We start from the raw sequence: 23,186 nt of genomic DNA, 5'->3' as shown, positions 1-23,186 counted from the left end.
GGTCATGGGCCTTGGCTCCCGGCCTTCCCTCGTCGCTCCAGTCGCTTCGCTCCCTGCGCTCCTCAGTCCAGGCCGGGAGGCCCCATGACCGCGCCCGTTCGTCGACACTGTCATGCGATCTCGTCCAGGGTGACGACGCGGTTCTCGCGGCGGGAGAGTTCGCAGGCGTCGGCGGTTCGGAAGGCCTGATAGGCGTCGCGGACGGTGCACGGCACCGCGCGGCTGCCGGCGACGACCTCGGTGAACGCGGTCAGTTCGGCGACGTAGGCCGGGCGGAAGCGGTCCATGAACGTCGCGTGCGGCTCGCCACCGGGGAAGCTGACACCGGCCTCGGCCGAGCGCAATGCGGTGTGCTCGTCCAGACCGACCGCGACCGAGCCGAGGCTGCCGAGGACCTCCATCCGGACGTCGTGACCGGCGGCGTTGTACCGGGTCCCGCTCACCGAGACGAAGGTGTCGTCGTCCAGTGTGAGCAGAGCGGCCGCCGCGTCGACATCGCCGTACTCGCCGAAGAAGGCCTCACCGCGGTTCGCGCCGGTGGCGAACACACTGACGACCTCGCGACCGGTGACGAACCGGAGGATGTCGAAGTCGTGCACAGTGCAGTCGCGGAAGAACCCGCCGCTCGTCGGGATGTACTCCTGCGGCGGCGGGAACGCGTCGTTGGTGTTCGCCCTGATGTGGTGGATGAACCCGAGCTCACCGGACCGCACCTGCGCGGCGACCGCCTGGTACCCGGCGTCGAAGCGGCGCTGGAAACCGATGTGCACCGGTACGGCGGAAGCCTCGACCAACTCGACCACCCGCAGGGTCTCGGCAAGGTCGGTCGCGACCGGCTTCTCGCAGAACGTCGGGATCCCGGCGGCGACACCGGCGGCGATCAGGTCCGCGTGGGCCGACGTCGTGGCCGCGATCACGAACCCGTCCAGCCCGCTCGCCAGCAGCGCGTCCACGTCCGGGGCGAACTCCAGCCCCTGCTCCTTGGCCACCAGCTCGGCACGGCTCGGGTCGGCATCCGCGACCACCACCTGGTCCACCGCCGGCAACCCCTTCAGCGTCGCGGCGTGGAACGCCCCGATCCGCCCGACCCCGACCAACCCGATCCGCATACGTCGACCTCTCTGCTTATCCCCGCACACCCCGGCTCCACCCCTTGTTGCCCGCCAGCTTCCCGGCCGCCGGAAGAGGTGTCAAGAGTTTGTTAACACATTTTGACGTCGAGACATACATACTGCTCTGTTGTAACATCCGTTCATGACTGTGCTCCTCAGTCCAGGGCGGGAGGGCCCCATGACCGCCGCATTGCCGATTCAGCTCGATCGGTCGAGTCCGGTGCCGCTCTACCACCAGCTCGCCGAGCAGCTGACCGCTGCCATTACCGACGGCAGGCTGCGCCCCGGTGACCCGTTCGAGAACGAGCTCGGCATGTCGGACCGGCTCAGCCTGTCCCGCCCGACGGTCCGCCGGGCGATCTCCGAGCTGGTGAACCAGGGTCTGCTGATCCGCCGCCGCGGCATCGGCACCACGGTCGCGAACCAGATGGTGCACCGCAAGGCCGAGCTCACCAGCCTCTACGAGGACCTCCAACGCGAGGGCCGCACACCGCGCACCGAGGTCCTGTCGCTGGACTGCGAGGCGCAGGACGACCAGGCCGCCGCGGTCCTGGAGCTGCCGCCCGGCACCCCGCTGGTCTCGATCGTCCGGCTCCGGTACGCCGACGACCTGCCGCTCGCGATCATGCGCAACTGGTTGCCCCCGGCCCTCAACGACCTCACGCTGGAGCAACTCACCACCTCCGGCCTGTACGCCGTACTCCGGGCCCGCGGGATCCGCCCCACGGTCGCCCGCCAGCGGATCGGCGCCCGCAACGCCACCGCCGACGAACGCCGCACCCTGCACATGTCCAAGGCCGAACCCCTCGTCACCATGACCCGCTCCGCCTACGCCGCCGACGGCTCCCCCGTCGAATACGGCAACCACTGCTACCGAGCCGACCAATACTCAGTAGACGTCATCGTCTCCGAGCGCTAGCCGGAACTCGGGCAGGTGACGACCACTCAGGTCAGCACCACATACAGACTGGACGCCTCCACGATCGAGTCGGCATAGACCTGCACCGGCAACGGTCCAGGCGTGACCTGGACCTCGGTCGTGACAGCTGACAACGCCCGCGGACGAGGGTGAGGTGACCGTACGCGTCGTCGACTCGCCAGGCGACGCCGCCGGCGGCCAGATCTTCGCAGGCGAGCTCGAGGTGAAGAGCGGCGTACTGAAGATCTCGGACGCTCACACCGCTCTTGACCGCGTTCCAGGCGCCGGACAGACTCCACAAACCGGTGGGGTCCAGGTACGTGATCGGGTTGCCGCCGGCGGAGGAATACGGGTTCGCCATCTGTGCCGACGAGTCGTCCATCGCCGGATCCGTGGACAGGAACCGCCCCAGCGACGCGTCGTAGTAACGCGCCCCCAGAGCGCTCAGGCCGGTGGTCGGATCCTTCGTCTTGCCCAGCCATCCGTGCTCGGTCGGCAGCGCCGGCAGCAGGTTGCGAATCTCGCCGTACGGCGAGTAGTAGGTCCGCGCGGCCACACCGGTGCCGTCGGCAACGGAGAGCTGGGCCGACCCCTGTGTGTCGGTCAGCTGCCAGACGACGTTGCCGAGCGTCTGACGAACAGCGACCGAGACGCCGGCCTGGTCGTAGAACCGGGTAGCCGCCTTGATCAGACCGGCGACCGCCGTCCCCGTGGTCGCCTGCTTGCCGCGGCCGAAGGTGAACGTCATCCCCTGCGGCGTCCGGACGACCCAGTACTCGCCGTCGTTGTCGCCGTTGTCCGCGTCCTTCGTGCGCTCGACCCGCCAGCCCGGGTCCTGCTTGGCCCGCCAGACGTCACCGCCGGCGGCCTTGTCCTTCACGAGTTCGGACGACGTACCTTCGAGCGACAGCATCAGCTGGTCACCGGCCCAGCACAGGTCGCCGGTGTCACCACCGTCGTCCGAGCAGCCGTTGTACCGGCGTTCCAGGTACGGCGTTTCGAGGCTCCAGCCGAGGCCCGCCCAGGAGGGTTGCGCGTTCTCGGCCGCGGTCAGGTCGCCGTGTACGAGCCGGCTTCGCCATTCGCTGCGGCGGCGACCACGTACACCATCCCGTGCTGCGCGGCCGGCAAGGTCGCGGTGAGCTTGTGGTCGACCAGGTTGGTCTTGCTCGGCACCGGAATGCTCCTGGTGCAGGCGGCCGACGCGGGTGTGGTCAGCGCGCACGCAGGCTTGGCGATCAGGCGGAGCCGGGACTCGAAGTTCCCGCCGTACGCACCGGCGAAGCCGGCCACGTCGACGGTCACACCGACGGGTGCGGCACGGCGGCTGCCGTCGGCGCGGATCAGCTTCAGCGCGACACCGTGACCACCGAGTTTCTCGGCGACCTCGTTGTCGTACGTCGCCACCGTCACCTGCTCCGGACCGCCGGCGACCGGTTGCAAGGAAACGGCTCCAGCGCTGCGAGAGCTGCTGGAGCCGGTGAGATCGACTGTCGTGGTGCCGGCGGACGGCCAGACCACTTTGACCGGTGTCGCCTGCGGACGAGCGGTGCCGGCTGTGGACCTCTCCGAGTTACGAGGTCATTGTCAACTGTGGCCTAGTCCTGATGTCTGATCAGCGCGGCCTCGAAGGTCGGGGTGGCGAGTGGTGCGATGAAGAGGGCTACTCGGAGGTTGGGAGCGAGTTGGTTCCAGATGAGGTCGGCGAGTGCGGTCCAGGCGGTGCCGGTGGTGACGAGTTCCGGAGTGCCGGAGGTGATGACGTCGGCGGCGGTTCCGGCGTACGTGCTGATCGTGACGGACGTGGCCGGCGGCAGCTCGGAGAGGTAGAGGGACGGGTGCTGCACCAGGTCCTCGGCGCCGGGCACGGAGCGGGCTGAGCCGATGGTGATGCCGGTCCCGTCCGTCGACGCGGTCGCGAAGATCCGCGGGGTCCGGATCGGCGGGTCCGGCTCGTAGGCGTGGTCGCGCAAAGCCACCTGCAGATCGCGACCGGATCGGCGCGCCTCAGCCAGCTCACTGACCTGCGTCCCATTGCCGACGACGATCCAGCCGTCGGCACGAACCGCGGCGGTGTAGTGTCGCAAGTCGTCGGTAGACCCACCCGAGACGTCCTGTACGACGATCTCGTCGTCGGACACCACCAGCTTCCGCTGCTTCGACGCCGGACTACGCCCGGTCAGCCAGTAGGCGGCAAACCCGTTGCCGTCCCGGTCCCGACCCAGGGCGAGTCCTCGCCCTGGGTATTCGACCGCCCCAACCACGCCTTCGAGTGCTCGCACACCCGCAGTCTCTCAGGCCTGGTTGGCGATCAATGTGCGGACGAGCCGGAGGCCGACGGACAGGTGAGCGAGCTCTGGGCCTTCGGTCTCGACGATTTCCTCGAGCATGGAGGCGGCGCGCGAGAGGGCGGCCGCGTTCTGGTCCTGCCAGGTGATGACGCGGTCCTCGGGCCCGGCCGAGGCGTCGGACGTGGCCAGCACCTGGCGGGTCAACCGGGCGTGCACCGCGTGCAGGTCGTCGCGCAGCGCGGCGCGGGCCATCGTCTGCCAGCGGTCGGTCCGCGGCAGGCCGATGATGCGCTCCAGGAAACGGCCCAGCTGCAGCCGCTCACCGAGGGCGAAGTGCACCTTGGCGACTTCGAAGATGTCGATGTCGTCGCGCGATGCGGTCTCGACCACACCCAGACCCGCGTACGCCGGTGGCAGCACGGCGATCTTGGTCGCGAAATCGGCCGGAACCCCCTTCTGCACCAGGGATTCACGCCGCTGCTCGAACAACGCCAGCTCACGGCCGCGCAGCACCTCGGGCAGTGCCTCGGTGAGCTTCGCGATCCCGGGACCGAAGAAGTCGATCAGGTCCGCGATGTCCAGCGGTGGCCGCCGGTTGCTGACCAGCCAGCGGGTGGCGCGCTCGACCAGCGTGCGGGTCTCCAGCCGCATGTGCGTCTGGGTCGCCGCGTCGACGACGTTGTCCAGCTCGGCGTTGCGGGCCAGCAGCTCCGGCTGGGCGAAGATCCGGCTGGCGGCCAGGTTGCCGCGGACCACGTCCTCCACCGATCCGCCGGTCTCCAGCGAAAGGCGGTGGTACGCCGTGATGCCGGAGGTGTTCACGAACTCGTTCACCACCTGGGTGGTGATGATCTCGCGCCGCAGCTGGTGACTCTGGACCTGGTCGGGGAACCGCTCGTGGATCGCCTTCGGGAAGTAGCTGGCCAGCTTGTGCGCCAGGTACGGGTCGTCCGGCAGCGTCGTCTGCAGCAGCTCGGCTTCCATGACGATCTTGGTGTAGGCCATCAGCACCGACAACTCCGGCGAGGTCAGGCCCTTGCCTTCGGCCTTGCGCCGCTTGAACTCGGCGACGCTGGGCAGGAACTCGAGCTGCCGGTCGAGCAGTCCTTGCTTCTCCAGTCGCCGTACCCAGTCCTGGTGGACGTGCATCAGGGCCGGCGCCTGCGCAGTCGCGTTGGCCAGCGCGATGTTCTGCCGGTAGTTGCTCTTCAGCACCAGCGCCCCGACCTCGTCGGTCATCGACGCGATGATGTCGTTGCGCTGCTTCTCGGTCAGGTCACCGTCGGCGACCACCTTGTCCAGCAGGATCTTGATGTTCACCTCGTGGTCGGAGGTGTCCACGCCGGCCACGTTGTCGATGAAGTCGGTGTTGATCCGGCCGCCGCCGGCGGCGTACTCGATCCGGCCCAGCTGGGTGAACCCCAGGTTGCCGCCCTCGCCGACCGCGCGGGCGCGCAGGTCGGCGCCGTTGATCCGGATCGGGTCGTTGGCCTTGTCGCCGACGTCGGCGTTGGTCTCGCCGGACGACTTCACGTAGGTGCCGATGCCGCCGTTCCAGAACAGGTCGACCGGCGCCTTCAGGATCGCGTTCATCAGCTCGGCCGGCGTCAGCGTCGCCGGGCTGCCCTCCAGCCCGAGCACGTCGCGCACCTCGGCCGAGATCGGGATCGCCTTGTCCGTGCGCGGGTAGACCCCGCCGCCGGCGGAGATCAGCGACGGGTCGTAGTCCGCCCACGACGATCGCGGCAGGTCGAACAGCCGGCGCCGTTCGGGGAACGACGTCGCCGCGTCCGGAGTCGGGTCCAGGAAGATGTGCCGGTGGTCGAACGCCGCGACCAACCGGATGTGCTCCGACAGCAACATCCCGTTGCCGAACACGTCACCGGACATGTCGCCGACACCGACGACCGTGAAGTCCTCGTTCTGGCAGTCGTGACCCAGCTCGCGGAAGTGCCGCTTGACCGACTCCCACGCGCCGCGGGCGGTGATGCCCATCGCCTTGTGGTCGTAGCCGACCGACCCGCCGGACGCGAACGCGTCACCCAGCCAGAAGCCGTACTCCTTGGCGACCCCGTTCGCGATGTCCGAGAACGTCGCCGTGCCCTTGTCCGCGGCAACCACGAGGTACGCGTCGTCACCGTCGTACCGGACCACGTCGCGCGGCGGAACGATCTCCCCGGCCACGATGTTGTCGGTGATGTCGAGCAGTCCGGAGATGAACGTCTTGTACGACGCGATGCCTTCGGCCAGCCAGGCGTCCCGGTCGACGGCCGGGTCGGGCAACTGCTTGGCGTAGAACCCGCCCTTGGCGCCGACCGGCACGATCACCGAGTTCTTCACCATCTGCGCCTTCACCAGGCCGAGCACCTCGGTGCGGAAGTCCTCCTGCCGGTCCGACCAGCGCAGACCGCCGCGGGCGACCGCGCCGAAGCGCAGGTGCACACCTTCGACCTGCGGTGCGTACACGAAGATCTCGTACGCCGGCCGTGGCTCCGGCAGCTCCGGAATCGCCTTCGGCTCCAGCTTCAGCGAGATGTAGGTCCGTGGCCGGCCGTCCGGGCCGGGCTGGTAGTAGTTCGTCCGCAGCGTCGCCTTCATCACGGTCAGGTAGGACCGCAGGATCCGGTCCTCGTCCAGGCTCTTCACCGTGTCCAGGGCAGCCAGGATCTCCTTCTCCAACTGGGCCACCCGGCTCGTCCGGTCCGGGTCGTCCGCGGCACCGCGCGCCGGGTCGAAGCTGGTCTCGAACAGCTGGACCAGGAGGCTCGCGACGTCCACGTGGGTCAGGAACGCGTTCTCGATGTAGCTCTGGCTGAACGGCGTACCGCCCTGCCGGATGTACTTACGGTAGGCGCGCAGGATCGACACCTGGCGCCAGCTGAGGCTGCCACGCAGCACCAGCGCGTTCAGCGCGTCCGACTCGGCCCGGCCCTCCCAGACCGCCTGGAACGTGTCGGAGAACAGCCTGCGCAGCTCCTCGCGCTCCTCTGCGTCCTCCGGTGCCTTGAGCCCGAAGTCGTAGATGTACGCCGTACTGCCGTCTTCGCAGCGGATCTCGTACGGGCGCTCGTCGATCACCTCGACACCCATGTGGGTCAGGTGTGGCAGCACCTGTGACAGGGACAGCGCCGTACCCGTCCGGAAGACCTTGAAGCGGCGTTCGCCCTCCCACTCCTCGTCGATCGGGCTGTACAGCGACATGGCCAGCCCGTTCTCGGCCGGCAGGCTCTCGAGCACGCTGACGTCGTTGACGGCGACGCGGGCGTCGAAGTCCTCCTTGTACGCCTCAGGGAAGGCGTTCGCGTACCGCCGAGCCAGCTTTGCAACGGCACCGTCGCCGCCCTGCAAGTGCAGAGCCGCGGTGAAGTCGTCCGCCCAGGCCCTGGTCGCGTCGATGACCTTCTGCTCGAGCAGCTCGGAGTCGTAGTCGCCGACCGTCTCGCCCTGCTTCATCCGGACGACGAAGTGGACGCGGGCGAGCACGGACTCGGTCACGTAGGCGGCGTAGGTGACGCTCTCGGCGCCGATCGCGTCCTTGAGGATCTGCTGCATCTTCAGCCGGACCGCGGTGGTGTAGCGGTCACGCGGCAGGTAGACCAGGCAGGACAGGTACCGGTTGTAGACGTCACGCCGGACGAAGAGCTTGACCGCACGCCGCTCCTGCAGGTGCAGCACGGACTGCACGATCGGCAGCAGGTCCTCCACCGGCGCCTGCAGCAACTCGTCGCGCGGATACGTCTCGAGGACGTCGAGCAGACCCTTGCCGCTGTGGCTGTTGGGGTCGAACCCGGTCATCCGGAACAGCTCCAGCGCCTTGCGCCGCAGCACCGGCACCTGCATGACGCTCTCGGTGTACGCCGTCGACGAGAGCAGGCCGATGAAACGGCACTCCCGGACAGGCTCGCCGGTCTCGTCGAACTGCTTGATCCCGACATAGTCCAGGAACGTCGACCGGTGCACCGTGGACCGGGAGTTCGCCTTGGTCAGGATGAGCAGCTTGCGCTCCTGCGCCTTCGCGCTCACCTCGGGCGGCAGCTTGCCCGAGCCCGGCTTCGGGTCCGGGCGGAGGATGCCGAGCCCGGTCCCGGGACGGCCGCGCAGGATGCCCTGCTCGCCCTCCATGGTGAAGTCGTACTCGCGGTACCCGAGGAAGGTGAAGTGCTCGTCGGCGAGCCACTCGAGCAGCTCGCGCGCCTCCTCCACCTCGTGCTCCCCGACCGGGAGGTCGGCCGAGTTCAGCCCGGCGGCGATGGAGACCGCCTTCTCGTGCATCTTCGGCCAGTCCTCGACCGCCTCGCGCACGTCGTGCAGCACCTTCTGCAGCGCCTGCTCCAGCGACCGGTGCTCGGCGACGTCGGCGATTCGGTCGATCTCCAGGTGCATCCAGCTCTCGCGGACCAGGTCGTGCCCGTCGACGGACTCGGTGTCGTCCAGGACCTCCTGCAGGGTGCCGGCGATGTCGCGGCGGACCACGAACTGCGGGTGGATCAGCAGCTGCAGCTCGAGGTTGTGCTCGGTGATCGCCATCGAAGCGCTGTCGACCAGGAACGGCATGTCGTCGATGACGATCTCGACCACGGTCCGCCCGTTCGCGGACCAGCCGTGCTCCTCCAGCGTGGGGGTGAAGACATGCACCTTCGCCGTACCCTGCGGGCGGGACGCGGCGGTCTTGTAGTGGTGCCGGGCCGCGCCCAGGCAGTCGTTCGGCTGGCGCTCGGCCACGTCCTCCGCGGCGACGTGGCGGTAGTACCGCTCGAGGAAGGTTTTCAGCTTCGCCGGATCCACCGACTTGTCGTGCCCATGTGTTCCCGCGGCCACCGCCTTGGCGAGCACATCCGCCTTCTGGACGTCCAGCTTGCTCTGCATTCCCCACCGTCTCCACACGTGATCTCGGCGCCGCTCACGCCGTACCGCACGACATTGTGCGATCACTCAGAGACTAGTCCACCTTTGTCACTGGTGTGATGTCGGGACGAGGCTGTCATCGTTTGTTGAGGCGTAGTGCGAGAGCGGGACATGCGAGGACTGCGCGACGTGCATCCGGGAGCTCACCGGCGGTGATTTCACGACCTCTCAAGACCGGGAAACCCCACTCGTCGAGGACGACGTCGTCCGGCAGCAGGGTGGCGCAGAGGCCGTGTCCGTCGCAGCGGGTCCAGTCGATCTCCACCTTGTTCACCACGCACCTCCGGGGACGGGCAGGACACCCTTCGCCGGCCGGCCGCAGCCGCCGTCGAGGTGCAGTCGTACGTCGTCGCCGAACACCTCGAGCGCCGACGCGAGGAACCGCGCCGAGCCGTCCGGGTGCGCACAGGCTCCCCGGCCTGGGACGAGACCCAGATGGCGCTGGGCGTTGTGCCAGCCGGCCGGGTCGCCCCTGAGCAACCTGTCGAAGTCGTCGACGAGCGCGGCCAGGCCGAACACACACGGACCGCACTGGCCGGCCGACTGACTTGCCAGCCACTGGGCGACCCGATACACCTCGCCGAGCGGGCAGGTGTCCGTGCCGAGCGCCAGGATGATGCCCGCGGACACCTCCGGTCGCTGCAGCGTCAGGCCGTCGGTCCGCGGCAGCCAGCGGCCGTGGTACCCGCCGAGCAGCACTGGCCCGGGTTCCGCGCCGGCGAACTGCAGGACCGTGTCGAGCGGCACACCGGTCGGTGTCTCCATCACACCGCGCCGCTGCACGGCCCCATCGATCGTCAGCAGCTGCGTCCCCGGCTCACTGATCAGTCCGGTACTGCTGAACCCCCTGGACCCGAGCCGCGCGAGTACTGCGAGCTGGGCGAAGGTCTCCACGTTCGACAGGAAGGTAGGCCGCCGGTGGTAGCCCTTGCGCGTCGGCAGCACCCTTCGACCAGGCGGTACGGCGGCACCACCTTCCAGCGCACTCAGCACCGCACGGGCCTCGCCTGCGACGAACCGCCCTGGAGTGTCGCTCACCTCGATCGCCAGTCTGTCGTCGCGCTCCATTAGCGCCTCGCGGATGGACGTGGCGGCAGCACCGTCGTGTACGGCGATCAGCACGTGAGGTGCACCGAGTGCGCTGGCCAGGCCGGTGGCACCGTCCAGGACGAGGTGCGGCGCAAGGGTGAGGAGCAGACGGTCCTTTCGGCTGACCGGCTCGCTCTCGGAGCCGTTCACGACGACGGCCTCGATCCCCTTCGCAGGGAGGTCGGCGAGTTTCAGCGCGACCGGGAACGCGGCACCACCGCGTCCCCTGAGGCCGACTGCCTCGGTGAGCCGGAGGTAGTCCTCGCGGTTGAGGTCCGGCTGTGGACCGTGCGTCCAGAGGTGCCGCTGCCGGTCCAGCCGGCCTTGGTCGAGTCCGGCCAGCACTCGGGCGTCACCGATCACTCTGGTTTCCTGCATGGTCATCGTCATCGGATCCTCCCGGCCCGTGCGAGGTTGAGGGGCGTCGTGGCGCGGGCGCGATAGGCACCGGCCGCGCCGACTGCGGCCAGACAGCCGAGGGTCAGGGCGAGCATCCAATGCGTACCCCGGTCGGTACCGGCCAGAAGCGCGTGCCCGATAGACAGCAGCCAGCCGACCGATGCGGCGATGTGGATCTTGCGCCAGTGCTTGGTGAAGGACTCGGAGCCGGCCAGTCGGCCGCGGGCAGCACCGACGACGGATGCGAGCACCAAGCCGTAGAGCGCGAGCACACCGACGACCATCGCGAACGGCCGGTAGCCGGAGCCGAACGGCCAGACCAGGACGGTCGGACTGATGTCGACGTAGCTGTCGGCCGTGACGGCGATCACGTGAGTGGTCAGCAGGACCAGTCCGGTCGCGGCGGCCGAGCGGTGCACGTACTGCAGCCAGAACCGGCGCTCCGGCCGGCGATTGCCGGACATCGCGAGGCCGAGCGTGGCCGACAGCGTGAACATGATCATCGCGACCACTCCGGCCGCCCGGGCCAGGTACCACAAGGTCATCAGGCGGCCCTGCTCGCTGCCGGCCACCCCAGCAACTCGGTGACCTCACCGTCGTCGGCGACCAGCCGCGCCGGGTGACCCGCCAGCTTCAGTCGCCCGAGGGCACCTTCCCCTGTCGCCACAAGCGCCGTACTGAAGGTGTTCGCGCGTACGGCGGTCGGAGCCCAGACGGATGCGGTTCGGTAGGGCCCGTCGGCCGGGCGTCCGGTGCGCGGGTCGATGACGTGGTGGCCATAGCCGGACGGGGTCTGCCACCGCCGTACTGTCCGGGTCGACGTGGTCAGACCGCCGTGCGAGAGGGTGACCAGGACCCCGGTATCGCCAGCGCGTTCGGCGACCGTGATGATCCACGGCTTGGCCGGCTGGCCGACGGCCCGCAGGTCCCCGCCGATCTCGACGAGTACGGCGCAGCCGTAGCGCTTGCTGAGGATGTTCGCGGCACGGTCGGCGGTCCAGGCCTTCGCGGTGGCGCCGAGGTCGAGAGCGGAGTCCTTCGGGACGCCGAGCAGCGCGAGCTTGCGGTTCAGCTGGACCGCCTGCCAGCCGGCGACCGGCTTCGGGTCGTGCGGTGCCTGCGGGAAGCGCCGTCGTACCGCCTCGATGTCGGCGTCGTACCCGGCGGCGATCACCGCGGAGCCGACGGTCGGGTCCACGGCGCCACCGCTCATCGAGGCCGCGACCAGGCTGACGTCGATCAGGTCGACCAGCAGCCGCGACACCGGTACGAGCGCACCGGCCCGATTGTTGACAATCGACAGCTCGGAGTCCGGGCGGAACCGGCTGGCCGCCTTGTCGACGCGATCCATCAGAGCCTTCAGCTCACCGCACGCTGCCCCGAGTACGGCGGGGTCGTCGACGGTCAGGCGGACCGTGCAGCTCCACGCGGTCCAGGTCCGGGAGGCGGTCATGATCCGTTGCTCCCGCCCTGCGACGTGGAGCCGGAGCTCGACGATCCGAGCCCGCTGCTGGAGCTACTCGAGTCATCGGAGCCGGAGCTGGAGGAGCTGGATCCCGAGCTGCCCGCGCTGGACCCCGAGCTGTCAGAGCTGGAGCCGCTCGAACTGGAGCTGCTCGAGCCGGAGCCGCTGCTCGTGCTGCTCGAGCCCGAGTCGTCGTCGGAGCTCGTCGAGCCGGCCGTCGTACCGGTGCTGCCGGAGTCCGAGTGTTTCGCGGACACGACCGCGACGGACAGCCCGGTGCCGCCGATACCGAGTACGGCGGTCGCGATCGCGGCCGCCGACGCCCGGCGCAACCAGCGCCGCCTGGATGAATGAGAATCGTCGAACGCATCTGGGGTGACCATGGCCGTAAGCCTGCTCGGAGGCTCCTCAGCCGCACTCCAAGAGAAGGTCAAGCGACCATCAAGTTCTCCTGAAAGCTCTCTGAGAGTGATCCTCAGGGATCACTGGTCGAGGCCGCTGACCGCCGGTGGGCAGTCGGTGTGGCAGTGCTTGCCGATCGTCTCGACGATGTCGTCCGACACCTCGCCGAGCACCGCGAGCCGGTCCGGACCGAAGACGTCGACGAAGAACTGACGAACCCGGGCCGCATGCGCCGGCGCACACGCCTCGATCGCGGCCAGGCCTTCCTCGGTGATGGCGATCTCCGGGTAGCGGGACTCGCAGGACTCCTTGCGGATCAGCCCGCGCTTCTCCATCCGGGTCAGGTGGTGCGACATCCGGCTCTTCTCCCACTGGGTCGCCTTGCCCAGCTCGAAGGCCCGCATCCGGCCGGACTCGGACTCGGACAGGTTGACCAGGATCTCGAAGTCGGATTTGGACAGGCCGAACTCCCGCTGGAGGTGCCGCTCCAGGTGCGTCTCCAGCGTCCGGTTCATCAGCAGGTAGCTGCGCCACGCCTGCTGCTCGTCATCGTCCAACCACGGTCCCTTGCCCACGACACCCATCCTACCGGGTCGGGTTGACACATCAACCAAACGAGCTACGATCAGTTGAGTTGACACATCAACCCAAGAATCTTCCACTGCTGAGGAGCTGCTGGATATGACCGAGAAGAAGCTGATCGCCGTCGTCGGAGCCACCGGTTCGCAGGGTGGCGGACTGGTCCGGGCGATCCTCGAGGACCCGACCGCCGAGTTCGCCGTACGGGCGTTGACCCGGAACCCGGAATCCGCCAAGGCGAAGGCGCTGGCGGCGGCCGGCGCCGAGGTGGTCGCCGCTGACCTGGACGACGAGGCGAGCGTGCGTGCGGCGTTCGAGGGCGCGCACGGCGCCTTCGTGGTGACGAACTACTGGGCCGAGCGAACCCCGGAGCAGGACGCGGCCCAGACCCGCGCCGAGATGGAGCTGGCCCAGGCCGAGACCGCCGCTCGCGCCGCGAAGGAGGCCGGCATCGCGCACCTGATCTGGTCGACCCTCGAGGACACCCGGCCGTTCTTCGCCGGACGGGACGACGTACCGAGCCTGGACGACGGGCGCTACAAGGTGCCGCACTTCGACGCCAAGGGCGAGGCGGACGCGCTGTTCACGAAGTACGGCGTACCGACGACCTTCCTGCGTACGACGTTCTACTTCGACTCCCTGATCGCCGGAATGGAGCCGAGCCGGAACGCCGAGGGCAAGCTGGTCCTGAACATGCCGATGGCCGACCAGCCGCTGTCCGGCATCGCCTCGGAGGACATCGGCCGCACCGCGCTCGGCGTCTTCAAGCGCGGCGCCGACCAGCTCGGAAAGACCGTGAGCATCGCCGGCGACCACCTCACCGGCGACCAGTACGCCGCGGCCCTGACCGCGGCCCTCCGCGAAACCCTCGGCGAGGAGATCACCTACCAGCCCCTCACCTGGGACGAGTACCGCGCCCTCCAGTTCCCCCTGGCCGTAGAAATCGCCAACATGTTCCAGTTCTACGCCGAAGACTCCATCCGCTTCACCGGCGACCGCGACCTCGCAAAGGTCCGCGAGCTCAACCCTGGTTTGCGGTCCCTCGAAGATTGGCTCACCAAGCACAAGCACGACTTCAAACTCGAGCCCACGCTGTAGAAACCTGTTCGGGGTGCAGCTCCACGAGCTGCCCCTCGAACCGGTCGTCGATGCTCACCAAATCGCGGCGCTGACCATCGTTTGGCAGCCCTCCACGGAGCAGCGACGGAGCAGAACCGGCCTCAGCGACCAGCCGAATCGCACTCGGTTCGACAGTGAGACGACGGCGCTGCCAACCACGTATGTTCCCTTAAGCTCGCAGGCTGGAATGGCGCTGTGACCTGGCGGCGCGTGCGTCACTGCATGATGTTCCACAGAATCACGTTGTGGACATGAGAGGCTTTCTCCTGACCACGCGGCTGTACCTCGTGGGTCGTTCCACCGGCCTGCAGCGCGATCGTGCTCGACGAGGCGAACTTGCCGAGCATCGATTTGTCGGACACGTACGAGACTGACTGCACCTTCGCGTACGGGATGCTCGTCAGCGCCGTCTTCTTGCCGACGAACGAGTTGTCCTGAATTATCACCCGCTTGTTCGTCAGTCCGATAAACCCGGTACCGGCGCCGATCGCGTCGTACACGGCCACGACGGCCTCACCCCTGCGGAAGCCCCGCCACGATCTTGTCGAACTGCTCCTGCTTGTCATACACAGGCTGCTGGTTCACGACTCCCCCTGAGTTGATGCCTCACCGATACCAGGTCGGCCCTCGGCCTGCTGTGCTCAGGCTATCGACCGGCTCCGTCGTGAATTGTTGTGTCATGGTGGAATCGGCGGGTACCGGACATAGGTACTCGGCCAGTCGATCGGCCGCCCCGATCTGGCCCCTCACGACTCGTGACGCGTCGTCAGGTCGCGGCAGCTGGTCGTCGCCGGACCGGGCGTCGTACGTTACGTTCGATCTGCTCGCGGCGGCAGGCCAGGCGAGACCGGCCTAACATGGCAAGCGAACCGTGCCCCATACCCGCTTCGTTGACCACTACACCGGATCCGGCTGCCTGTTTGTCGGCCGCTCTGAGACGTGACTTCCCCGCTGTCGTCGAAGGGTTCTCCTCTGGTGATGCCGCGCGCTGCCCGGCGCGTCTGAATCCGGGAGCCGTTGCTCGCCGACCACCGCCCACGCATCGTGGAACGATGGACACCGACGCCGCGGTGGTCGAGCTGTACGCGATGCCGCCGAACAGTTCGTCGCCGCCCGCAACCAGCTTGCGCAGACGGTCCGCGACAGCGGCAGCGAGGCAACCGCGGCCGCGATATGGACGTTCGCCCGCGCGGGCTGTGGCAGCGGCTGTTCGGCCAGCCTGACGGCAACTGACGGGTGGCGACCGTTGTCGCCGGTCGATCTACGATCGAGGCATGCCTTCACGGGGGAAGATCAACGCAGGGTCGCCCCGGCTTCCGGCCGATCTAGTCTGCCCGGTCAACGTCGAGATGGCCCGTGCCTCGAGTCGATTCCGCCGGAATCGGCTCTGCATCGGCCTCGATAGCGGGTGACGACGGTGCTGCGGAAGGCCCGAAGGCGCCGGTGCTGGCCTCTAGTGCGATGTCGGTTGTCGCGTCGATTCCGGGTCTACCGTCAGCGCACGAGCCCGACGACCTGCCAGTCCTTGGCCCGATGCCGGTACTCCGTGCGCAGGCCGTCGCCTTCCGCGGCGGCAGCGGAGCGAGTACGGCTGCCCGTCGACGGTTGTTCCCGCCGTTGTGGGCCATCCGAGACAGTGCCGCGTTGTTCTCGGCTCAGGAATCGAGCTGGTCGAGATCGTCGGGAGCGAGCCGCGACCTCGGTTCTGCTCGCCGGGTCACCGCTGGTGGCCGGCGTCACCGGACGGTACTTCGAGGACTGCCAGGAGGCGGGCCCGAACCAGCCCGGCGTACGCCGCGGCGTCGCCGCTTATGCGCTCGACCCCGAGGCCGCCACCCGACTCTGGCAAGTCTCCACCGACCTGATCCACCCCACGATCAACTGAGGCGCTGGTTTTCATGAACCCCGAACTTGCAGACACGACTGCTCTGATCACCGGCGGCGGTAGCGGCATCGGCCGGGCGACCGCGCTGGCCCTCGCCGCCGGGGGCTGCACGGTCACCGTCACCGGCCGTACGGAGCGTACGCTCGCCGAGACGGTCGAGCAGATCGAGACGGCCGGAGGCAAGGGCCGCTACACCGTCACCGATGTCTCCGACGAGGGCGCCGTCCAGCGTGCGGTACAGGTAGCGATCGGCGACTCCGGCCGGCTCGACTTCGGCGTCAACAGCGCGGGCATCAGCGGCGGGGACAACCTCAAGCCGTTCGCCGAGTACTCCACCGAGACGTTCGACCGGATGATCTCCGTCGACCTGCGCGGCACCTTCCTCGCGATGAAGTACGAGCTGCGTCAGATGGCGGCGCAGGGCTTCGGCGCGATCGTCAACATCGCCTCCGGCACCTCGCTGGTCGGCGTACCCGGATTCGCCGGGTACGTGGCCGCCAAGCACGGCGTATCCGGGCTGGCCAAAGTCGCCGCCCTCGACTACAGCCCCCAGCAGATCCGCGTCAACGCGATCGCCGCCGGCCTGGTGGAGACCCCGCTGATCGCCGAGGGCCGGTCACCCGAGATCACGGCCGCCCGGATCGCCGCGCACCCGCTCGGTCGCATCGCGCGGCCGGAAGAGATCTCTGACGCCGTGCTCTACCTGCTCTCGCCCCGATCCAGCTTCGTCACCGGTGTCACGATGCCGGTCGACGGCGGCTACGTCGCCCGCTGAGGCCACCACGATGACCACCTCGATCAGCTACGACCACGTCGGCCTGTCCGTCGCCGACCTCGACTCCCAACGCCGCTCCTACGCCGAGGCATTCGCCCTGCACGAACAGAACTACACCGAACTGGCGCAGCCACGGACCCGGATCGCGTTCCTGCGGGCCGCCACCGGGCTAGCCATCGAGCTCGTCGAACGCGCCGGATCCGCGCAGCACCGGAGCCAGAGCGCGCTCGAGGGTGCCCGACTGCAGAGCTACTTCCATTGGGCGCTCGCCGTGACCGACCTCGAACACGCCATCGCGACCGCCGTCGCGGCAGGCGCCGAGCCGATCTCAGCGCCCGCGAAGGCTCAACGCCCCGGAATCCGCTTCGCCTACATACAAGATCCCGAAGGCAACCTGATCGAACTCGTCCAAGCCGATGCCGGGCTCGACAGCGGTACGGCGAACAGCGAGTGAGGTCCAGCAACACCATCGATCCAAGGAGATTCACCAGTGAGTACAACCGAGAAGCCTGGTCGGTTCAACCGTGATCGACGCCGATTCCGAGGCCTCGCGGCCGGCGCCCGGCCTGACGATGACGGCGCAGCCGAACCGATGCATCAAACGCAACATTGATGCGCCTTGACCAGAGGCGATAGCCATTCGCAGTCCATCCGGCTACGTCGGCATCGCGGCCGTTGCCGCGATCAACGGTCCTCACCGTGATCTGGAAGTGTCGGAACCTCCTCTGGAGGCAACTCTGCCCGGATGCGGATGAACCTCATCGAGTGGCGGACCTGGCCAGCCTGGGTGGCGGCATCGGCCGCGACTTCGGCGACGACGAGCGGCTCGACCTTGGTCAACGGCTTCTTCGAATCCTTCCCACCCCACCGCTGCGACGTGACCTCGTCCGGCCACGGATGGCCGGCTTCGCTGGGGTCAGCACCGCGCCGAGCTCGCCCGACTGAGGCGGGCCGAGTGGAACACTGCGGCCGACGATGACCAGACCGTCGCCGCGGTACAGGCCAGCGATCACCACCTCGGGCCGGGTGATCGGCTCGATCACACCACCAATCACAAACTCACGGGTGGCCCTGTGCTTCACCTTTCGCCAGCCGCGCTGGCCTCCCGCGTAAGGGGTCGCGGCGCCTTTGATGACCAGGCCCTCGATGCCCATCGCGTCGGGTAGAACCTCGAACCACTCGCGTGCTTCGTCGAGGCTTTGGGTGACTGGGGAGAGCTGCAGCGGTACGGACCAGCTCGAAGCGATCTTTCCCAGCCGGCTGCAGCGTACGGTCCAGCGCTGGGTGCGCAGATCGACGCCCGCGGCCGCCAGCACGTCGAACGCGACGTACGACGCGGGTACGTCGGCGACCAGCTTGCGCGCCTTGGAAGGTGCCGTTACGAGGCGCCGCTGGAGCGCGCCGAAGCTGAGCTTCCCATTGACCAGGATCACGAGCTCGCCGTCCAATACGACGCCGTCCGGGATCTGACGTACGGCGGCGGCCGCGACGTCGGGGAACCGGTCGGTCAGGTCCTTGCCATTGCGGGACCGCAGCCGCGCTTCGTCTCCGCGGCGCGCGATGGCGGCCCGGCGCTAGTTGACTGAACTCTTCGGGTGCCGATTGGCGTGATCGGTACGGACTGGAGAGGGTGTGTCGGTGGCGGGTGTCGTACTGGGCCGAGTCGTTGAGTTCGAGCAGGGACTGCCGTGGCGCGTGGTGTTCCCGGACATTGAGCATGCGGGGGCGTCGGGTTATCTCCGTGAGTTGGCCGTCTCGGACTGCTCGCCGGCGACATTGCGCAGCTACGCGTACGACCTGCTGCGGTGGTTCCGGTTCCTGCACGACCGCTGGACGGCGTGGGAGCGGGCTGAACGGTCCGACGTGCGCGAGTTTGTGGAGCTGTTGCGTGAGGCACCGGTTCCGCAGCGGCTGAATCGCCGTCGGGATGCGTCGCCGCCGGGGTCGGTGAATCCGGTCACGGGCAAGGCGACGCTCGGTTCGACGTACGCCGCGCGGACGATCAATCATCAGCTGAGCGTTCTGTTCGGCTTCTACGAGTGGGCGTGTGCGTCGGGGCTCGGGCCGCTGATGAACCCCGTGCCCGCGCAGCGGAGCCGCGCGACGGGCGGGCGGTTGAACGCCCACCACAACCCGATGGACAGCTTCGCAATCCATCAGCGGGCGACGTACCGGCAGAAGACACCGCGGCCGGTGTGGCGGGCGATTCCTGACGATGCAGCTGACGCGTTGTTCGGCGCACTGCGCAGTCACCGCGACCGGGCGCTGGTGTCGTTCTGGTTGTCGAGCGGTGCCCGCGCGTCCGAGCTGCTCAGCGTGTGTCACGGCACTGACCTTGATGCGGGGGCGAACACGATCACGGTGGTCAGCAAGGGCAGCCGGTTGCGGGAGACGATCCCGGCGAGCGTGGATTCGTTCGTGTGGCTGGCGCTATATCTGCAACAGGAACGGCCGCCGATCGAGCACGGCGGACCGGTGTGGTGGACCCGGCAGGGCGCGCCGCGTCCGCTGACCTACCACGCCGCGCGGGCGGTGCTGCAGCGCGCGAACGCCGCGCTGGGGTCGAACTGGACGGTGCACGATCTGCGGCACACGGCGGCGGCGCGGTGGCTGGCGGATCCGGCGTTCACGCTGTTCGACGTGCAGACGATCCTTCGCCATGCCAGCGTTTCGACCACGCAGATCTACAGCCAGCCGCGGCTGGAGGACTTGGTCGCGAAGGTGCTGGAGCATCATGCACGGCCGCGGCCGACGGGTCCGGTCATGGAGCCTGTCTACGACGAGGTTGCGGTGCGCGAACTGCTGGGGCTGCGCGCATGACCCAATCATCTGCCAGCGGTTCGCATCTGGCGACTGGTCCTCGCGCGGCCGCGCGGGTCCAGGCGGCCCGCACCCGGGCGGCATCCGGCCCGAGATCGAGGCCGCTGTCGCCGCCGGCCGTGGTCGCGCCGGACGGGTTGTTCGGGGCGAACGGCCGGCTGCGGCCGCACCGCGCCTACGACAGCGGTCTCGAGCCGCCGATGCTGCTACCCGACGCAGCGGGGGCGCAGGTCCAGCACCTCGGTTTGGACGAGACGATCGAGGCCACCTTGGAGAAGGTGCTGGGCATCTTCCCAAGCCGCATAGCAACTTCGACAGGTTTCCGGCGGATCTTGGGTTGGCTGCACCAGTTCGGCGGCGAGACGTGGGAGCAGCGGTGGCTGGCCAGCGGCGCCGACCTCGCTCCGAGAGCCTGGCGTTCAGCGGTGACACCTCGGACGCCGGAGTCCTCGCTGGCTCAGGGAGTGAACGCGTTGATGGTGGCGCGGGTGCTGCGCCCGTCGTACGGCTGGCAGCTGGCCACTGGGGCGGGCGCCTACCTTCCGCGGCGGATGCTCGGTGCCAACGACGCGGATCAGCTGCAGCGGCTGCGGGCGTTGCCCGCCTACCGATCGGCGCTGCTGCGCCATCAATACGACGCGGAAGCGTGCTTGTCGCGGGTGCTGATCCGAACCGGCAAGCGAATCGAGGAGTTGCAGGGCGAGGATCTGCTGTTCTACGCCGACGTCGTGCACACGTCGGGCCGCAGCCGGCGCGAGCATCTGGCCTGGGAGCTGCTGGTCGCGCTTGGCCCGTTCGCGGGTGAACCGCTCACCCTGCGGGCGGCCTGGTCGGCCAAAGGTAACTCCCGCCAGCACTCCGTGCAGACCTTGGTCGACCGCTACGGCGTCCCGGCCAGCGGCGTGCGGGACCTGCTGGTCGACTACCTCAGCGAGCTCAAGCCGTCGATGGACTACGGCACGCTGGAAGGGTGGGCCTACCGGTTGGTGCGGCTCTTCTGGCGGGAGGTGCTGCAGATCAACCCCGCCCAGACCGACCTGCGGCTCACACCACAGGTCGCGGCCGAGTGGCGCCAACGGCTCTCGGTGACCATCGACGGACAGCCCCGTCGCGAGATCCACTCCACGCTGTTCGCTGTCCGCGGGATGTATCGCGACCTGGCGGAGTGGTCGCACGACGAGCCAGCCCGCTGGGGGCCGTGGGTCGCGCCGGCTCCGGTGTCGCGGCACCAGTCCAAGAGCGCCTCGAAGGCGAAGCGCCGTCAGCAGTCGCGGATGCAGGACCGCACCAGGGCGCTGACGCCGTTGCTGCCGAGGTTGGTCGCGGAAGCGTTGCGGCGCCGGGACTGGTCGGCCCGGCTGCTCGCCGCGGCCCAGCAGGCCACCCACGGGCAGCGGTTCGTGGTCGACGGCTCGGAGTTCGAGCTCCATCAGCCGCCGCCGCGCCGCTACGAGCGAGACCGGCCGAGCCTGATGCGAGCCCGGATCGTCGCAGCCGCCCCGGACATGCCGCTGCTCGGCGTCAACCGGCACGGCCTTGCCGACATCACCGCGGCCGAGGCAGACGGGTTCCGGGCGTGGGCCGTCATCGAGACGCTGCGCCTGACCGGGATCCGGGTCGAGGAGTTGCTCGAGCTCACCCAACTGTCGCTGCGCCACTACACCGCCGCCTCAACCGGGACGCTGGTGCCGCTACTGCACATCGTGCCGAGCAAGAACGACGCCGAGCGGCTGATACCCATGACGCCGGAGCTGGTGACAGTGCTTGTCGCGGTACAGCGCCGCGCGAAAGGAAACGGAGACCGGATACCGCTGTCGGTGCGCTACGACCCGCACGAGAAGGTGCACGGGCAGCCGTTCCCGCACCTGTTCGTCCGCCGCATCGGCACCCGCAACGAAGTGCTGTCACCGTCGGTGGCGCGGCGGCTCATCATCGCCGTCGCCGCCTCGGCCGGGCTCCAGGACGGCGGGGAGCCGATCTACTTCACGCCGCATGACTTCCGGCGACTGTTCACCACTGAGATGGTCTCCAGTGGCCTGCCGCTGCACATCGCGGCCACCCTGCTCGGCCACCTCAGCCTCGACACCACACGCGGCTACACCGCGGTCTTCCCCGAGGAAGTCGTCGCAGCACATCAGCACTTCATCGAACGCCGCCGCGCCACTCGGCCGGGCAGCGAGCTCCGGCCGGCGACCGGCGAGGAGTGGGCCGAGTTCGAGGGGCACTTCTTGCTGCGCAAGGTCGCTCTCGGTGAGTGTCACCGCCCCTACGGCACGCCTTGCATCCACGAGCACGCCTGCATCCGGTGCCGGTTCCTTCGGGTCGACCCCGCCCAGTTGCCGCGCATCGATGAGATGACCGCCAACGCCGAACAGCGGCTGGCTGAGGCCAAGGATCGAGCATGGCTTGGTGAGGTCGCGGCGCTTGAGGAGTCGCTCAGGCACCTGGGACAGCGACGAAGCGAGGCACAGCGCGACCGGCATTCGGCAAGCTCACCAGGATCTCTTGTTTGATGCTTGAGCGCCCCATCGAGCGGTATTCGGACACCCTCCAGGCACTCGACGTGGGTTGCATCGCTGGTTGCCGGGCGAGATCCGCCCCGTCCCGCCGTCCGCGACAACGCCATGTCGGAGTCCGCCCCGCGCCGCCCATCCCGGTGGTCTCGAGGCGAGGGTCGAGTGATCCGCTACTGGGCCCATGCCGCGATCCGTTCCGCGATCGCCTCGGGGGCTTCGATGTGCAGGAAGTGACCGACGTCGGCGACGACCTCCAGCGCGTGCGGGGCGGCGAACCGATGTCGGTCGTCGACCTGCGGGGGGAGGAAGCAGCCGTCGTCGGCGCCGTAAAGCTGCAGCAGGGGCACCGCGATCGGCTGAGACAGGCGACGCGTCGCCCCAATCATGCCGGGTCGCAGCATCGCCCGGTAGTACTTCAGAGGCGCGGGCATGCTCGCCCGCAGGTGCTCGTGTAGCTCCGCCTGGAGAGCTGGATCGAGCGAGAGGCTGGGCGACCACTGACGCCAGAGACGGTCGATGAAGGCGAGATCGCGGGCGGTGGCAATCCAGCCGCTTCCCGGCAGTTGAAACAGCCCCATGTACCAGATCCGGCGTAGCTGAGCGAGCCGCGGCCGGCTCAGGAGGGTGATTGGGTGGGGGACTGCGAGCGTGACCGCGCGTTCGATCCGCTCCGGCGCGGTGGCGCAGGCATCGTAGGTGATCAGGGCGCCCCAGTCGTGGCCGATCAACTCCACGGCTCGCCCGGGAGACCAGCGGTCGATCAGTGCGAGCACGTCGCTGGTGAGGGATGCGAAGTCGAACGGCCACGCGTCGCTCACAGCTCGCTCACAGCTTCACCGGCATCGACGGTCGTTGACGCCGCAGGTTACGCCGTGATCACCCTCCGTCGCCGCCGTTCCAGGTGTGATCG

Annotated in this window: 21 protein-coding genes; 8 read left to right on the top strand and 13 right to left on the bottom strand. The window is 68.6% G+C overall.

Features of this window, described 5'->3' with window-relative positions; genetic code table 11:
- Nucleotides 1-110 precede the first annotated feature (110 nt).
- On the bottom strand, nucleotides 111-1,109 hold the full coding sequence (locus AB0E63_RS43660; protein ID WP_360379961.1) for a Gfo/Idh/MocA family oxidoreductase: 999 nt from the start codon (nucleotides 1,107-1,109) through the stop codon (nucleotides 111-113).
- A gap of 181 nt (nucleotides 1,110-1,290) precedes the next feature.
- On the opposite strand from AB0E63_RS43660, the gene AB0E63_RS43655 reads away from it, so the two are divergent.
- Entirely contained in the window at nucleotides 1,291-2,031 is a 741-nt protein-coding gene (locus AB0E63_RS43655; RefSeq protein WP_360379958.1) for a GntR family transcriptional regulator, read from the top strand.
- 31 nt (nucleotides 2,032-2,062) lie between these two features.
- Here the strand turns inward: AB0E63_RS43655 and AB0E63_RS43650 are convergent, their stop codons facing one another.
- From AB0E63_RS43650 to AB0E63_RS43615, 8 genes are all read right to left on the bottom strand, one after another.
- Nucleotides 2,063-2,944 carry an RHS repeat-associated core domain-containing protein gene (locus AB0E63_RS43650; RefSeq protein ID WP_360379956.1) on the bottom strand — a complete coding sequence of 294 codons (882 nt, stop codon included), beginning with the start codon at nucleotides 2,942-2,944 and terminating at the stop codon, nucleotides 2,063-2,065.
- A 137-nt stretch (nucleotides 2,945-3,081) separates the two neighbouring features.
- Nucleotides 3,082-3,474: a hypothetical protein gene (locus AB0E63_RS43645; protein WP_360379953.1), complete on the bottom strand. Its 393-nt coding sequence runs from the start codon at nucleotides 3,472-3,474 to the stop codon at nucleotides 3,082-3,084.
- A gap of 155 nt (nucleotides 3,475-3,629) precedes the next feature.
- Nucleotides 3,630-4,313 (bottom strand): IMP cyclohydrolase, encoded by a 684-nt coding sequence (locus AB0E63_RS43640; RefSeq protein WP_360379950.1) that lies wholly within the window; start codon nucleotides 4,311-4,313, stop codon nucleotides 3,630-3,632.
- Nucleotides 4,314-4,325: 12 nt separating this feature from the next.
- Entirely contained in the window at nucleotides 4,326-9,188 is a 4,863-nt protein-coding gene (locus AB0E63_RS43635) for an NAD-glutamate dehydrogenase (protein WP_360379948.1), read from the bottom strand.
- A gap of 115 nt (nucleotides 9,189-9,303) precedes the next feature.
- Complete coding sequence (locus tag AB0E63_RS43630; RefSeq protein WP_360379945.1) at nucleotides 9,304-9,501, bottom strand: ferredoxin; 198 nt, start codon at nucleotides 9,499-9,501, stop codon at nucleotides 9,304-9,306.
- Nucleotides 9,498-10,706: an NADH-ubiquinone oxidoreductase-F iron-sulfur binding region domain-containing protein gene (locus AB0E63_RS43625; RefSeq protein ID WP_360379942.1), complete on the bottom strand. Its 1,209-nt coding sequence runs from the start codon at nucleotides 10,704-10,706 to the stop codon at nucleotides 9,498-9,500. Before AB0E63_RS43625 ends, AB0E63_RS43630 begins: the two co-directional genes overlap by 4 nt.
- A complete protein-coding gene (locus AB0E63_RS43620) occupies nucleotides 10,703-11,260 on the bottom strand; it encodes a hypothetical protein (protein ID WP_360379939.1) in 558 nt (185 codons plus the stop codon). Before AB0E63_RS43620 ends, AB0E63_RS43625 begins: the two co-directional genes overlap by 4 nt.
- Complete coding sequence (locus AB0E63_RS43615) at nucleotides 11,260-12,168, bottom strand: FAD:protein FMN transferase (protein WP_360379936.1); 909 nt, start codon at nucleotides 12,166-12,168, stop codon at nucleotides 11,260-11,262. The genes AB0E63_RS43620 and AB0E63_RS43615 overlap by 1 nt, the downstream gene beginning before the upstream one ends.
- 24 nt (nucleotides 12,169-12,192) lie before the next feature.
- Here AB0E63_RS43615 and AB0E63_RS43610 point away from each other — a divergent pair, with 24 nt between their 5' ends.
- The gene (locus AB0E63_RS43610; RefSeq protein WP_360379933.1) at nucleotides 12,193-12,534 is read left to right on the top strand and encodes a hypothetical protein; all 342 of its coding nucleotides are present in this window, start codon (nucleotides 12,193-12,195) and stop codon (nucleotides 12,532-12,534) included.
- Nucleotides 12,535-12,662: 128 nt separating this feature from the next.
- On the opposite strand, the gene AB0E63_RS43605 is transcribed toward AB0E63_RS43610, so the two are convergent.
- Nucleotides 12,663-13,157 (bottom strand): MarR family winged helix-turn-helix transcriptional regulator, encoded by a 495-nt coding sequence (locus AB0E63_RS43605; RefSeq protein WP_360379930.1) that lies wholly within the window; start codon nucleotides 13,155-13,157, stop codon nucleotides 12,663-12,665.
- 106 nt (nucleotides 13,158-13,263) lie between these two features.
- Here AB0E63_RS43605 and AB0E63_RS43600 point away from each other — a divergent pair, with 106 nt between their 5' ends.
- Nucleotides 13,264-14,259, top strand: a complete 996-nt coding sequence (locus tag AB0E63_RS43600; RefSeq protein ID WP_360379928.1) for an NmrA family NAD(P)-binding protein — start codon at nucleotides 13,264-13,266, stop codon at nucleotides 14,257-14,259.
- A 236-nt stretch (nucleotides 14,260-14,495) separates the two neighbouring features.
- Here AB0E63_RS43600 and AB0E63_RS43595 read toward each other — a convergent pair whose 3' ends face one another.
- Complete coding sequence (locus AB0E63_RS43595; RefSeq protein ID WP_360379925.1) at nucleotides 14,496-14,786, bottom strand: PH domain-containing protein; 291 nt, start codon at nucleotides 14,784-14,786, stop codon at nucleotides 14,496-14,498.
- A gap of 1,220 nt (nucleotides 14,787-16,006) precedes the next feature.
- On the opposite strand from AB0E63_RS43595, the gene AB0E63_RS43590 reads away from it, so the two are divergent.
- Genes AB0E63_RS43590 through AB0E63_RS43580 form a run of 3 tightly spaced genes read left to right on the top strand, consistent with a single transcriptional unit; the run spans nucleotide 16,007 to nucleotide 17,394 of the window.
- Nucleotides 16,007-16,165, top strand: coding sequence for a hypothetical protein (locus AB0E63_RS43590; protein WP_360379922.1), 159 nt, complete (start codon nucleotides 16,007-16,009; stop codon nucleotides 16,163-16,165).
- Nucleotides 16,166-16,178: 13 nt separating this feature from the next.
- Complete coding sequence (locus AB0E63_RS43585; protein ID WP_360379920.1) at nucleotides 16,179-16,940, top strand: SDR family oxidoreductase; 762 nt, start codon at nucleotides 16,179-16,181, stop codon at nucleotides 16,938-16,940.
- Between the two features lie 10 nt (nucleotides 16,941-16,950).
- Nucleotides 16,951-17,394 (top strand): VOC family protein, encoded by a 444-nt coding sequence (locus AB0E63_RS43580; RefSeq protein WP_360379917.1) that lies wholly within the window; start codon nucleotides 16,951-16,953, stop codon nucleotides 17,392-17,394.
- Nucleotides 17,395-17,776: 382 nt separating this feature from the next.
- On the opposite strand, the gene AB0E63_RS43575 is transcribed toward AB0E63_RS43580, so the two are convergent.
- Nucleotides 17,777-18,502 carry a hypothetical protein gene (locus tag AB0E63_RS43575; RefSeq protein ID WP_360379963.1) on the bottom strand — a complete coding sequence of 242 codons (726 nt, stop codon included), beginning with the start codon at nucleotides 18,500-18,502 and terminating at the stop codon, nucleotides 17,777-17,779.
- 70 nt (nucleotides 18,503-18,572) lie between these two features.
- Between AB0E63_RS43575 and AB0E63_RS43570 the strand changes: the two genes are divergently transcribed.
- Nucleotides 18,573-19,760, top strand: a complete 1,188-nt coding sequence (locus AB0E63_RS43570; RefSeq protein WP_360379914.1) for a tyrosine-type recombinase/integrase — start codon at nucleotides 18,573-18,575, stop codon at nucleotides 19,758-19,760.
- Nucleotides 19,757-22,273 carry a tyrosine-type recombinase/integrase gene (locus AB0E63_RS43565; RefSeq protein WP_360379911.1) on the top strand — a complete coding sequence of 839 codons (2,517 nt, stop codon included), beginning with the start codon at nucleotides 19,757-19,759 and terminating at the stop codon, nucleotides 22,271-22,273. The genes AB0E63_RS43570 and AB0E63_RS43565 overlap by 4 nt, the downstream gene beginning before the upstream one ends.
- A gap of 173 nt (nucleotides 22,274-22,446) precedes the next feature.
- On the opposite strand, the gene AB0E63_RS43560 is transcribed toward AB0E63_RS43565, so the two are convergent.
- A complete protein-coding gene (locus tag AB0E63_RS43560; RefSeq protein ID WP_360379909.1) occupies nucleotides 22,447-23,094 on the bottom strand; it encodes an alpha/beta hydrolase in 648 nt (215 codons plus the stop codon).
- Between the last annotated feature and the right edge of the window lie 92 nt (nucleotides 23,095-23,186).

It is taken from the genome of Kribbella sp. NPDC026596, from assembly GCF_040638415.1.
Lineage (GTDB): Bacteria > Actinomycetota > Actinomycetes > Propionibacteriales > Kribbellaceae > Kribbella.
The sequence above is the reverse complement of the archived record's forward strand: the minus strand, read 5'-3'. Positions and strand labels throughout refer to the sequence as shown.

Bases quoted from the DNA above. Each gene is read 5' to 3' on its own strand.
- AB0E63_RS43660 (WP_360379961.1), bottom strand. From the start codon at position 1,109: ATGCGGATCGGGTTGGTCGGGGTCGGGCGGATCGGGGCGTTCCACGCC.
- AB0E63_RS43655 (WP_360379958.1), top strand. From the start codon at position 1,291: ATGACCGCCGCATTGCCGATTCAGCTCGATCGGTCGAGTCCGGTGCCG.
- AB0E63_RS43650 (WP_360379956.1), bottom strand. From the start codon at position 2,944: ATGCTGTCGCTCGAAGGTACGTCGTCCGAACTCGTGAAGGACAAGGCC.
- AB0E63_RS43635 (WP_360379948.1), bottom strand. From the start codon at position 9,188: ATGCAGAGCAAGCTGGACGTCCAGAAGGCGGATGTGCTCGCCAAGGCG.
- AB0E63_RS43625 (WP_360379942.1), bottom strand. From the start codon at position 10,706: ATGACGATGACCATGCAGGAAACCAGAGTGATCGGTGACGCCCGAGTG.
- AB0E63_RS43620 (WP_360379939.1), bottom strand. From the start codon at position 11,260: ATGACCTTGTGGTACCTGGCCCGGGCGGCCGGAGTGGTCGCGATGATC.
- AB0E63_RS43615 (WP_360379936.1), bottom strand. From the start codon at position 12,168: ATGACCGCCTCCCGGACCTGGACCGCGTGGAGCTGCACGGTCCGCCTG.
- AB0E63_RS43600 (WP_360379928.1), top strand. From the start codon at position 13,264: ATGACCGAGAAGAAGCTGATCGCCGTCGTCGGAGCCACCGGTTCGCAG.
- AB0E63_RS43585 (WP_360379920.1), top strand. From the start codon at position 16,179: ATGAACCCCGAACTTGCAGACACGACTGCTCTGATCACCGGCGGCGGT.
- AB0E63_RS43580 (WP_360379917.1), top strand. From the start codon at position 16,951: ATGACCACCTCGATCAGCTACGACCACGTCGGCCTGTCCGTCGCCGAC.
- AB0E63_RS43565 (WP_360379911.1), top strand. From the start codon at position 19,757: ATGACCCAATCATCTGCCAGCGGTTCGCATCTGGCGACTGGTCCTCGC.